We start from the raw sequence: 13,273 nt of genomic DNA, 5'->3' as shown, positions 1-13,273 counted from the left end.
GAACCCGTGTTACCGCCGTGAAAAGGCGGTGTCTTAACCCCTTGACCAACGGACCAGAGTTGTTATTTTCAACTCTTACTATTATACAGCCTTTTTGTTTTTTGTCAACTACTTTTTTAAACTTTTTACAATTTTTTCAATTCGTTTTTCAAATTATAGTAAAAAGAGCCAGAATTGTACTGACTCTTCTATTTCTCATTAAACTTAGAAGCACGTTCTTCCCCCCACCAATAAGGGATTAATTCTGCGACTTTTACTGTCTTTCTTGTATCATAGTCCATCATGAATTCTGCATCTTTATTTTCAGCGTTCAACTCTAAGAGGAACTCTCTGCAAGCGCCACAAGGCATACCCGAACTTCCACCATAAGGTGGTTTGTCTCGAAAGGCTAATACTTTTTTAACCTTAGTTTGTCCCGAGAATTGGTACATATTGAAGAGTGCTGCCCGCTCTGCGCAGAGATGGAAAACACCACAGGTTCCCTCCATACAGAATCCTGTAAATATTTGTCCATCTTCTGCTTCTACGGAGGCCACAACATGGTTAGCGTAAACAAAATCAGATACTTCATGTGGATCGTATAGCTTCTGTGCTTCTTCGTACATCTTTTCCCAAATGTCCATTATTGTACCCTTCTTACTTAGAGATTTCCTTTAACATATTTTCGATATGTTGGATTGATTTTTCACGGCCTAACAAGAAGATAGTATCTGGCAATTCTGGTCCATGCATTTCACCTGAAACAGCGATACGAATAGGCATAAAAAGATTTTTCCCTTTAATACCTGTTTCTTTTTGGACTGCTTTAATTTGTGGGAAGATATTCTCTGTCACAAATTCATCATCTTTCATCGCTTCAAGTTTTACTTTGAAGGCTTCAAGAACTGTTGGGACTGTTTCCCCCGCCATGACTTCGCGCTCTGCTTCTGTCAATTCTGGGAAATCTGAGAAGAAGAGATCTGTCAATGGGATAATCTCATCTACTGATTTCATTTGTGGTTTATAGAGTTCTACCAATTTTTCAGCCTTATCAGTTAATCGGCCTGCTTCCTCTAAGAATGGTTTTGCCATTTCAAAGATAGTTTCTAGGTCTGCATTCTTGATATAATCATTGCTCATCCAGTCGAGTTTCTTCTGGTCAAAGGCTGCCGGAGACTTGCTCAGGCGGTTTTCATCGAAAAGTTTAATGAGTTCTTCTCGAGAGAAGATTTCATCTTCGCCACCTGGGTTCCAACCAAGAAGAGCAATAAAGTTAAAGACTGCTTCTGGTAAGTAACCTTTTTTACGGTAGTCTTCGATAAACTGAAGGGTGTTTGTGTCACGTTTAGACAATTTTTTCCCAGTTTCAGAGTTGATGATCAAGGTCATGTGACCGAACTCTGGAGCTTCCCAGCCAAGCGCTTCATAAACCATGAGCTGTTTTGGTGTATTAGCAATGTGGTCGTCTCCACGGATTACGTGAGAAATCTGCATATCATGGTCATCGATGACAACGGCAAAGTTGTATGTTGGATAACCGTCTTTCTTTTGGATAACCCAGTCACCACCGATATTGCCACCTTCAAATTCGATATCACCTTTGACCATATCATTCCATTTGTAGATACCTGTCTCATTGACAGCCAAACGGACCGTTGGGATGATCCCTGCTGCTTCACGTTCTGAGATGTAAGCCGCTTTTTCCTCTTCACTCATGCCAAGGTATTCATTGATGTAACGTGGTGTTTCACCAGCTGCTTCTTGGCGTTCGCGTTCAGCTGCCAACTCTTCTTCTGTAACATAAGATTTGTAAGCTTTTCCTTCAGCTAACAGTTGGTCGATGTATTTTTGATACAAGTCCAAACGCTCAGACTGGCGATAATTCTCATTTGTTTCTGGACTTTCATCCCAATCCATGCCTAACCAACGAAGGTTTTCAAGCTGTGAGCGTTCCCCATCTTCGACATGACGTTTACGGTCAGTATCTTCGATACGAATGATAAATGTTCCACCGTGATGACGGGCATAAAGGTAATTGAACAATGCTGTACGGGCATTTCCGATGTGTAGTAGTCCTGTTGGACTTGGTGCGTAACGTACGCGGATATCTTTTGACATAGTTTCTCCTATAAAGTCTCTAGGCGTCTGCCTTTTTGCTCTCTATATTATATCACAAGTCTTGGCTGAGTCCAATTTCTATGAATAAAGATAGTAAAAAGAGTGGGCAAACCACTCTTTTCTTCTATTATAGACGTGCGTTAAGTTCTTTGCTCAATTCTTCAAATCCTGGTTTTCCAAGAAGGGCAAACATGTTACGTTTGTAAGCTTCAACACCTGGTTGGTCAAATGGGTTGATAGCATTCAAGTAACCTGAAAGGGCGATTGCCAATTCGAAGAAATAGATAGTGTAACCAAGAGTGAAAGCATCTTGCTCTGGAAGAGTCACATACATGTTTGGTACATCACCATCTGTGTGGGCAAGAAGAACACCATCAGTTGCTTTTTTATTTACAAAGTCAACGTCTTTTCCTTGAAGATAACCAAGTCCATCAAGGTCTTCTTCCAAGCTAGGAATAATCACGTTTTTACGAGGTTTGTCAACACGAACAACTGTTTCAAACATGATACGAGTTCCTTCTTGGATAAATTGACCAAGTGAGTGCAAGTCAGTTGAGAAGTTGGCTGAAGTTGGGTAGATACCTTTTTGGTCTTTTCCTTCTGATTCACCAGCCAATTGTTTCCACCACTCTGAGAAGTATTGAAGTGATGGCTCGTAGTTTACCAAGATCTCAGTTGCATAACCTTTACGGTAAAGGATGTTACGAACTGCTGCGTATTGGTAAGCTTCGTTTTCAGAGATTTTGTCTGAAGTGTAGTCTTTGCGAGCTGCATTCGCACCTTCCATAAGGGCTTTGATGTCAGCTCCTGATGCTGCAATTGGAAGCAAACCAACGGCTGTCAATACTGAGAAGCGTCCACCGATGTCATCTGGAACAACAAATGTTTCCCAACCGTTAGCATCTGCTTCAACCTTAACCGCACCTTTTTGGCGGTCAGTTGTTGCATAGATACGTTTGTTAGCTTCTTCTTGACCGTATTTCTTAACCAAGAGTTCTTTGAAAACACGGAAAGCGATAGCTGGTTCAGTTGTTGTACCTGATTTAGAAATCACGTTTACTGAGAAGTCTTTATCCGCAACGTACTCTACTAAGTCAGCAAGGTAAGTAGATGAGATTGAGTTTCCTGCGTAAAGGATTTGTGGAGCCTTGCGTTCTTCTTTTGTTTGCAAGTTTGCAAAGTGGTGATTCAAGAAGTCAATCGCTGCTTTAGCACCAAGGTAAGATCCACCGATACCGATCACAACCAAAACATCGCTGTCTGATTTGATTTGCTCAGCAGCTTTCAAGATGCGGTCAAATTCTTCGCGGTCGTAGTTTTCAGGAAGGTCCAACCATCCCAAGAAGTCGCTACCAGCACCAGTTCCTTTACGGATCAATTCATCGGCTGCTGTTACTTGTGATTGCATGTATTCCACTTCATGTGGTGCAACAAATTTGTCTAAGACTTTTGAATAATCAAATTTAATATGTGACATGTTATTCCTCCAATATTTCTTCTTTTCTATCATAACGCTTACCTTCGTTTTTTTCAAGTTTTTTTGTCGAATTTCTCCAATTTTTATCAGAATTCAAACGTTTGCGTAAAAATCCCATATTCCAAAAATTTTGAAAAAATAAAAGAAAGAACGACTAGATGTTCCAGTCGTTACAGTTCATTCAATAAATACTCAAATAATTCTAAATTGCCATCTTCTTCATTAACCAGAAACTCTGGATGCCACTGCAAACCGATAATACGGTGCTCATCGATAGACTCAATCGCTTCAATGGTCTGGTCTCTTGGATCAATAGCAGTTACACGAAAATTAGGTGCCAAATCTTTAATGCTTTGACGATGGACAGAATTGACCTGATTTTCTTTTCCAAATAGCTTGGCCACCACGCTTCCTTCTACTGTCTCAATAGAGTGAGATGTTCCGAAAGGTAATCCTTGCCAGTGACCTTCTATTTCTTGATTTAGGGTTCCACCAAAGGCAACATTGACAAGTTGAACACCGCGACAGATTGCCATAATTGGTTTATTCTGACGGAGCGCTTCTTTCAAGAGTGCCAGTTCAAACTCATCACGTACTAGATTGTAATCATCGCTCTCGATGGTCTTTTTCTCTCCATAAAACTGAGGATGAACATTTTGGCCTCCTGTCAAAATGAGTTTGTCAATCATTTCCACATAATCGCGTACAACTGACTCATCACCAACAGGAATGACTAAAGGGAGACCACCAACTTGACGAATGCTCTCTGCGAATCTACAAGATACAGATGAGTGAATGTTTTTACCTTCTGCGTCTACAGGACATAGATTTGCAGCAACTCCTACAACCGTTCTAGCCATGATGCCTCTCCTTTCGAATGTTAACGATAGTCCTATCATAGCACTCAAAATGACTTTCGTCTAATATGTTTTTTTTAAGGATGTGATAAATATTTTTTATGGACAAGAAAAAGCTGCCCCATAGGACAACTTCTTTCTTATTCAAAGACAAATTGATTGTGATAGAGTTCTGAGTAGAATCCACCTAGTTTCAAGAGTTCATGATGGCTACCGCGTTCAATGACTTCTCCATCTTTAAGGACAATAATCTGGTCTGCATTGAGAATGGTTTTCAAGCGATGGGCAATGACAAAACTAGTTCTACCTGCTACAACTGCCTCCATGGCATGCTGAATCTTACTTTCTGTCACCGTATCTACGTTTGAAGTTGCTTCATCTAGAATGAGAACTTCTGGATCTGTCATCAGAGTTCGAGCGATAGAAATCAATTGCTTCTGCCCTGTCGAGAAGATGCTCTGGTCATCATCTATAAGAGTATCGTACTTATCAGGCAAGCTTTCGATATAGTCGTGGATATGGGTTGCCTTGGCTGCTGCCTCAACCATTTCTTGACTAGCATCTGGCACACCAAAACGGATATTGTCTCGAATGGTTCCGCTAAAAAGAACGGAATCTTGCAAGACAATCCCCACCTTACTTCTGAGACTATCTAAATCATAGTCACGAATATCTTTCCCATCAAAATAAATGCCACCAGCATCAACATCATAAAAGCGATTGATGAGGTTCATAATAGTGGTTTTTCCTGAACCCGTCGGCCCAACAACCGCGGTCATCTGTCCTTTCGGAGCGGAAATGCTGACATCTTTCAAAATAGGTTTATCAGGCAAATATGAGAAATCAATGTGACTGATTTCAACACCTTCTTGCAACTTAGTGAAGATTGGAGCCTTTTCAGGTCGGATTTCTTCCTCTGCGTCAAACATTTCCTGAATCCGTTCAGCCCCCGTAAAGGCTAACTGAAGGCTTCCCCAACTAGCTGCAACTTGGATAATAGGCTGGTAGTACTGCTGTGAAAATTGGGCAAACATAACAATCAAACCTAAGGCTGTGCTTGTTTCAATAGTCTTATCATTCAAAAGTACAGATGAACCAGCAAAGATGACGACAGCTGTATTAACCAGACTCATCCCATTCATGACAGGGAACAGAATTCCTGAGAACATTCTTCCTTTAAAGGTTGCCTTGCGTACGCGCTCATTTTGTTCAAGAAATCCTGCCATCATATCCTCTTGAATTCCTTGCACAATCACGGCTTTTTGGCCTGAGATACTCTCATCCATATAGGCGTTGAGCTTCCCTACCTCTTTCTGCTGGAGGTTGGTGTATTTGCGTGCCATTTTTACGATAAAAATCAGCATGAGGAAGGCAACTGGTGTGCTGGCAATGGTGATGAGGGCCAGCGTCACATTTCTCGAAAACATGACAAGAATCAAACCAATGTATAAAGCAATATTGCTCATGACCTGAATCAAGCTCTCGTTAAAGGCTTGGAGGATATTATCCAAATCACTGGTAAAACGAGACAAGATATCGCCATCTTGTCGGCGGTCAAAGAATGAAACCGTCAATCGCGCAAGCTTACCAAAGAGGCCTTTACGCATCTCATTGGTAGATTCTGCAATCACGCGCGTCATGAGACACATGTATATGACACTAGAGATAGATAGAACCAAAACCAGCAGACCAAGATTGACCATGATTCCTGATAGACTTTGCCAAACAAGTTCTGGATTACCATCTTGATAAGCTTGAACTAAATTAGCTAACTGCGTCACTGCTTGTCCAGAATATACCGGAAAGAGAGCTTGGGCAAGAGTCGCTAGAACAATCATCAGAATAACAACTACAAATGATAACTTATAAACTTTAAAATAATTCCAAAAAAATTGAACTGTCTTCATGTTACTCCTCCTTTCCTTTCTGTGTTTCATAGATTTCACGGTAAACAGCATTGTTGGCAACCAAGTCTGCATGCGTACCTTGACCAATCAATCGTCCTTGATCTAAAACCAAGATTTTATCTGCATGGACAACCGAGCTAATCTTTTGCGCGATGATAATGGTTGTCGTCCCCTTCAGATCCTTATTCAAGGCTTCTTGCACCAGGCGCTCTGACTTGGCATCCAATGCTGAGGTCGAATCGTCAAAAATCAGAATACGCGGATTGCTGACAATTCCACGAGCAATCGACATCCTTTGCTTTTGCCCACCAGAGAAATTGGTTCCTCGTTCCTCAACTGGACTTTCAAAGGTTTTCTCCATACGATGAATGAATTCACTAGCCTGGGCAATATTGGCTGCGCGCTCCATTTCAAATAGAGTAGCATCTCCCTTACCCTGTCTCAAGTTATCTGCAATCGTTCCACTAAAGAGAATGGCACGTTGGAGAACGATAGAGACAGCTTTACGTAGGGTCCCTTCACTCACTTCTCGAATATCCTTTCCTCCGATTTTAATAGAGCCTTCTTGCGGATCAAAGAGACGTGGAATCAATTGAGCCAAGGTTGATTTTCCTGCACCAGTCGCTCCAACTACACCAACCATTTGACCAGGTTCAATAGTAAAGGTCACATCTTTTAGCATCGGTTCCTTGTCCATTGGATAGGTAAAGGTTACATTTTCAAAGCTAAGACTTCCAACCAACTCTTCATCTGGCACATCCTTGAAGGTCATGGCTGGCTCTGCGTCAAGAATTTCTCGAATACGACGCATAGAAATCATAGCACGACTGACAGAATTTCCCAAAAATCCAACCATAACAATGGTAAAGATAATCTGGCTCAGGTAATTGACAAAGGAAGCAATGGAGCCAACAACTGACGGATCCGACTGAACCATCCCAGCAACTAGCCAAATAGAGAGGAATACCGCCCCATAACCGACCAACATCATGAAAGGTTCCACTACTGAAAAGGCATAACCAATGTAAAGGTTTTGACCGAGTAACTCGTCTGAAACCTCCGTAAACTTATCAAACTGCTCTTTTTCTTGGACAAAGGACTTGACCACACGAACGCCACGCAAATTTTCCTTGGCAATGGCATTGATGCGTTCAAGAAGGGTTTGAAACTTGGCAAAACGAGGCCCCATCATTCCCATCATGACAGCAGTCAAACCAAAAATCAAGACCACCATGAGAACAATCACCCACCACAGCGAAGGAAGAGTTTGAACCGCAAGGATAAACGAACCGATGAACAAGAGGGGAAGTCTGAAAAGAATTTGGAAGGTCATCATGACCACGTTCTGAATCTGGTTGATATCATTTGTCATTCGAACGACTAGATTTCCCGCATTAAATTGTTCAATATTGGCATAAGAAAAGGTTTGGATTTTACGGAAGGCATCCTCCCGAAGGTCAGATGAAACTCCTTGGGCAATATAGGCTGCAAGGATAACATTGAGCCCACCAGCAACCAGACCAACCAAGGCCACACCAATTAACCAAACCCCTATACTATAAATGGCTTCATATTTCCCAGCAAGTAGGGCGTCTAACACTTCCTGCAGATAACGCGGTTGCAGAAGTGAACTAGCAACCATCAAGCCTGTCATCAGAAGCGAAGCTAAGGCCTGCCACTTGTAGGTTTTTATTTTCTGAATTAGCATACTTTCTCCTTAAAAAATAGACAAAAGGGAGCGACAATGTGTCAGCTCCTTCTCATTCTGTTTGTGTGATGTTATTCTAGCAAAAAAGTGGGGGATTGTCAAAGAAGTCTCCTTGATATAGCTAGAATGACAAGTCAATCTTGGCTTTATAATTTCTGTTTTAACTCTACTAAGACATTCATAGCCTGCATAGGTGTCATATTGTAAACATCCAGTTTAGCTAATTCTGCTAGGATAGGATGGTCTGCTGGCGCGTCAAAGAGTGAAATCTGTTCAGTGACGGCACTTGTTTGTTTCATAGGACCTGGGCTTTCTGGGCCCTGATTCTCTAACTGAGTCAAAATCTTATCCGCCCTTGCTAAAAGGTCTGCTGGCAAGCCAGCAATCTTGGCAACATGGATACCGTAGGATTTATCAGCTGGTCCTGGTTCGATCTTGTGAAGGAAGGTGACCTGCCCATCCTGCTCCAAGGTTGCCACGTGGACATTGACCAAATGTTGTAAACTAGACTCCAGACTAGTCAACTCATGGTAGTGGGTCGCAAAGAGGGTTTTGGCTCCGATGTGTTCATGGATGTATTCGATGATGGACTGAGCAAGAGCCATCCCATCATAAGTCGCAGTTCCCCGTCCTAACTCATCGAAAAGAATCAAGGAATTTTTGGTTGCATGCGAAATGGCATTATTGGCCTCCATCATCTCCACCATGAAGGTTGATTGACCTGAAACCAAGTCATCTGCTGCTCCGATACGGGTAAAAATCGCATCAAAAATCGGTAAATGAGCGCTTTCCGCTGGCACATAAGAACCCAACTGGGCCATAACCGCCGTCATGGCTAACTGACGCATGTAGGTTGACTTTCCGCTCATGTTGGGCCCTGTAATCAGTTGAATACTGGTATATTCTGCCATCTGAATCGTATTTGGAATATAGGTCTGAGCCCCCATAACCTTTTCAACGACAGCATGACGTCCTTTCTGGATATCAATCTGCGAACCATCTCCAAACTCAGGTCGAATCAAATGCTGGGTTTCAGCAACAACTGCCAGACTTTGCAAGACATCAACTGTCGCAATTCCTTGGGCTAGAGCTTGTAAACGTTGGATGTACTTGCTGACCTCTTCACGAATACGCATAAAAATTTCGTACTCTAGGTTAGCTGACTTCTCACGCGCCTCCAGCATATCACCCTCGATACGCGCTAATTCTTCGGTTCCAAAACGTTCTGAATTTTTCAGCGTCGCCTTGCGGAAAAAGTGAGCAGGCACATTTCCCAGTTGCGAATTGGTCACATGAAAATAGTAGCCATCCTTTTTATTGTAGTCAATCTTAAGCGTGCTGATACCAGAGTTTTCTCGCTCCTTAGTCTCAATCTCAGCAATCCAGCTAGTCCCTTCTCTGAGAACGCGACGGTACTTGTCTAAAGTCTCATCAAATCCCGTCCGGATAATACCCCCATCTGTAATCATATGAGGAGCTTCAGGAGCAATCGCTGCGCTAATCAAACTCTCCAACTCAGGGATTGCATCCAATTGTTCGATAAGATAAGTTAGAGCAGGTTGCTCCATCCCTTCTAAAATCGCACGAATCCGTGGCACACTAGACAAGGTAGTCGCCAACTGCAAGAGATCCTTTGGGTTGGTTTTGCCAAAAGAAACACGACTAGCCAAGCGCTCAATGTCATAAACACCCTTGAGACTGTCTGTCAAATCACTACGCTCAAAGAAATGGTCGAGAAAGACCTGCACCACTTCTTGGCGTTGGACGATTCGTTCCTTATCAATCAGGGGACGATGAATCCAAGACCGCAAGAGCCGCATACCCATAGCTGTTTTGGTTTCATCCAAAAGCCAGAAAAGACTGCCTTGCTTCTTGCCTGACCGAGCATTCTCGACCAAATCCAGACTAGCCTTGGTCGCATAATCCATCTGCAAGAAATCCTTGATTTCATAGCGGATAACAGGTTTGAGGTGGTTCAATTCCCTCATCTGGGTTCGATGGACATACTGGAGCAACTTACTAGATGCCGCTTGTTCCACAGCTGCTAATCGTGAATCCAGTAAATGAAGGTCTTCAAAACCTTCTTTTTCATAGGAAAGTACCAGATTCATCTGACGACTAAGGATTTGTTCCTCTTCCTCAGACAAGTCATAGCCCAGCACCACTTCTCGAGCCTTGAGATTGCGGATTTCCCCACAAACCAGCGTGAAATCCAAAAGACCTGTCACATAAAAGTCACCCGTCACCAGGTCCATATAAGCTAGACCAAATTGATTCCCATCACGGTCTATGGCAACCAAAAAATTATTCTGACTATCCAGCTTACTGCTATCGACCACTGTCCCTGGCGTAATGACCTGAACAACCTCTCGTTTAACAACCCCAACTGCTTGTTTAGGATCTTCCATCTGCTCTGCGATAGCCACCTTATAGCCCTGCTCAATCAAGACATCAATATACTGCTGGGCAGAATGATAGGGGACACCCGCCATAGGAATCGGATTGTCCGCATTCTTGTTGCGACTCGTTAAGGAAATTTCCAGAATCTGCGCAGCATTGACCGCATCCTCATAAAATAATTCATAAAAATCACCCATACGAAAGAGCAAAAAAGCATCTGGATATTGCTTTTTAATATCCACATACTGTTGCATGCCGGGTGATAACTTTTCTGTCACCATTTTCCGTCTCTCCTTGTCAAAAATAAGTCTTGAGAGTAACTCCCAAGACCTTACTTATCTTTCATCAAATCTAGCAAACGATCTTCCATGAGTTTGGCAACGTGCTGGTCTCGACAAATGACCAATAAGGTATTGGCACCAGCAACTGTTCCTAAAATCCATTCATCCTTGTTTGCATCTACAATATTTGCCAAAACAGAGGCTTCTCCCAATTTAGTATGAAGCACCAAGGTAAACTCTGCTCTTGCAACACCTTCTAAATGATGAGACAAAAATTCCACCAAATCAATCTTTTCTGTCTCATTTGCTAGTACATAATACACCATATCATTTTTCTTGACCTTGGTCAAGCCGATTTCACGCAAATCACGAGACAGGGTTGTCTGCGTCACAAAAACATTGTGCGCCTCCAACCGATCTTGAATTTCTTTTTGTGTACTTAATTTCTCCTCAGTAATCATTTTTTTTATTAACTGATGACGATCTCTTTTTCTCATAAAATCCTCTTATATGAATATTTATAACTAATTTTATAACTATATTATACCAAAAAAATAGGAGATTTCAAAAATTTTTTCTTCTTTCTTTAAAATTGTGATAAAATAGTAGAAAAGTCCAAAAAGGAGCTCTTAATGAATACAAAAGAATTGATTGCTAGCGAGTTGGCTAGCATCATTGATAGCCTGGACCAAGAGGCTATTTTAAATTTACTGGAAACCCCTAAAAACTCAGAAATGGGAGACATCGCTTTCCCTGCTTTTTCACTTGCAAAAGTCGAACGTAAAGCACCTCAAATGATTGCGGCTGAACTGGCTGAAAAAATTAACAGCCAAGCCTTTGAAAAGGTTGTCGCAACAGGACCTTACGTCAACTTTTTCCTTGATAAATCTGCCATTTCTGCTCAAGTATTGCAAGCTGTTATCACTGAAAAAGAACACTATGCTGACCAAACTATTGGCAAACAAGAAAATGTTGTTATCGATATGTCTAGTCCCAATATCGCTAAACCATTTTCTATTGGTCACCTACGCTCAACTGTTATCGGAGATAGCTTGTCACATATTTTCCAAAAAATCGGTTATCAAACAGTCAAGGTCAACCATTTGGGAGACTGGGGTAAACAGTTTGGAATGTTGATTGTTGCCTACAAAAAATGGGGCGACGAAGAAGCTGTAAAGGCTCATCCAATCGATGAACTCCTTAAACTCTACGTCCGCATCAACGCTGAGGCTGAAAATGACCCAAGTTTGGATGAAGAAGCACGCGAATGGTTCCGTAAACTTGAAAATGGAGACGAGGAAGCTCTCGCACTTTGGCAATGGTTCCGTGATGAAAGTTTGGTGGAATTTAACCGCCTTTACAATGAATTGCAAGTCGAATTTGACAGCTACAACGGAGAATCCTTCTACAACGATAAGATGGATGCAGTTGTAGACATTCTTTCTGAAAAAGGCCTTCTTGTTGAATCAGAAGGTGCCCAAGTTGTGAATCTTGAGAAATATGGAATTGAACATCCAGCCCTTATCAAAAAATCTGATGGTGCAACTCTCTACATCACACGTGACTTGGCTGCAGCTCTTTACCGTAAAAACGAATACCAATTTGCTAAATCTATCTATGTCGTTGGTCAAGAGCAATCTGCCCACTTTAAACAGCTCAAAGCTGTCTTGAAAGAAATGGGCTACGACTGGAGTGAAGACATTACTCATGTTCCTTTTGGTTTGGTTACAAAAGAATGGAAAAAACTCTCTACGCGTAAAGGGAATGTCATCTTGCTAGAGCCTACTGTTGCAGAGGCTGTTAGCCGTGCCAAGGCCCAAATCGAGGCTAAAAATCCTGAACTAGAAAACAAAGACCAGGTAGCGCATGCTGTTGGGGTTGGAGCCATTAAGTTCTATGACCTCAAAACCGACCGTACAAATGGATACGACTTCGACCTAGAAGCTATGGTATCCTTCGAGGGGGAAACTGGACCTTATGTACAATATGCCTACGCTCGTATCCAATCTATCTTACGCAAAGCCGATTTCAAACCAGAAACAGCTGGCAACTATAGCTTGAATGATGCCGAAAGTTGGGAAATCATCAAACTCATCCAAGACTTCCCACGTATTATCAACCGTGCGGCGGATAACTTTGAACCTTCTATCATTGCTAAATTTGCAGTTAGCCTGGCTCAAGCCTTTAACAAATACTATGCACATACGCGCATCTTGGATGAAAGCCCAGAACGCGACAGCCGTCTAGCTCTTAGCTACGCAACCGCAGTCGTTCTCAAAGAGGCCCTTCGCTTGCTTGGAGTAGAAGCGCCTGAGAAGATGTGATTCAGTACTAACAATTGGAACTAAAGTTCCCAATTGTTAGACGCTATCCGCTTGTATGCGGACTAGCTAACTGCTTCACTAGTCATGGCTCCTAAATATAATCGATTTAGAAGCCATGACGTCGTAATCCTCAAGTCACTTGAATGCAAGACAATCTAAGTAATGAATGTCAAACCTTATCAGGGATTTGGCTAAGCGCTTCACTAATTCAATCTACTCACT

General features: G+C 42.1%; 9 protein-coding genes. 1 reads left to right on the top strand and 8 read right to left on the bottom strand.

Annotated elements, in window-relative coordinates:
* Positions 1–188: 188 nt before the first annotated feature.
* From FJR73_RS06890 to argR, 8 genes are all read right to left on the bottom strand, one after another.
* A complete protein-coding gene (locus FJR73_RS06890) occupies positions 189–623 on the bottom strand; it encodes a cytidine deaminase (RefSeq protein WP_140834075.1) in 435 nt (144 codons plus the stop codon).
* Positions 624–636: 13 nt separating this feature from the next.
* Positions 637–2,097 carry a glutamate--tRNA ligase gene (gene gltX, locus FJR73_RS06885; protein ID WP_140834073.1) on the bottom strand — a complete coding sequence of 487 codons (1,461 nt, stop codon included), beginning with the start codon at positions 2,095–2,097 and terminating at the stop codon, positions 637–639.
* A 127-nt stretch (positions 2,098–2,224) separates the two neighbouring features.
* Positions 2,225–3,574: a glucose-6-phosphate isomerase gene (locus FJR73_RS06880; protein WP_000018268.1), complete on the bottom strand. Its 1,350-nt coding sequence runs from the start codon at positions 3,572–3,574 to the stop codon at positions 2,225–2,227.
* Between the two features lie 170 nt (positions 3,575–3,744).
* Positions 3,745–4,434 (bottom strand): gamma-glutamyl-gamma-aminobutyrate hydrolase family protein, encoded by a 690-nt coding sequence (locus FJR73_RS06870; RefSeq protein WP_140834071.1) that lies wholly within the window; start codon positions 4,432–4,434, stop codon positions 3,745–3,747.
* A 137-nt stretch (positions 4,435–4,571) separates the two neighbouring features.
* Complete coding sequence (gene patB / locus FJR73_RS06865) at positions 4,572–6,338, bottom strand: multidrug efflux ABC transporter subunit PatB (RefSeq protein WP_140834069.1); 1,767 nt, start codon at positions 6,336–6,338, stop codon at positions 4,572–4,574.
* A 1-nt stretch (position 6,339) separates the two neighbouring features.
* Positions 6,340–8,046 (bottom strand): multidrug efflux ABC transporter subunit PatA, encoded by a 1,707-nt coding sequence (gene patA, locus FJR73_RS06860; RefSeq protein ID WP_140834068.1) that lies wholly within the window; start codon positions 8,044–8,046, stop codon positions 6,340–6,342.
* Between the two features lie 146 nt (positions 8,047–8,192).
* Positions 8,193–10,727, bottom strand: coding sequence for a DNA mismatch repair protein MutS (mutS, locus tag FJR73_RS06855; RefSeq protein WP_140834067.1), 2,535 nt, complete (start codon positions 10,725–10,727; stop codon positions 8,193–8,195).
* 50 nt (positions 10,728–10,777) lie between these two features.
* Positions 10,778–11,224, bottom strand: a complete 447-nt coding sequence (gene argR / locus FJR73_RS06850) for an arginine repressor (RefSeq protein ID WP_001231476.1) — start codon at positions 11,222–11,224, stop codon at positions 10,778–10,780.
* Between the two features lie 135 nt (positions 11,225–11,359).
* Between argR and argS the strand changes: the two genes are divergently transcribed.
* Positions 11,360–13,051, top strand: coding sequence for an arginine--tRNA ligase (gene argS / locus FJR73_RS06845; RefSeq protein WP_140834066.1), 1,692 nt, complete (start codon positions 11,360–11,362; stop codon positions 13,049–13,051).
* Positions 13,052–13,273 lie beyond the last annotated feature (222 nt).

The organism is Streptococcus sp. D2 (assembly GCF_006385825.1).
Lineage (GTDB): Bacteria > Bacillota > Bacilli > Lactobacillales > Streptococcaceae > Streptococcus > Streptococcus shenyangsis.
This window is presented reverse-complemented; position numbering and strand designations above follow the sequence as displayed.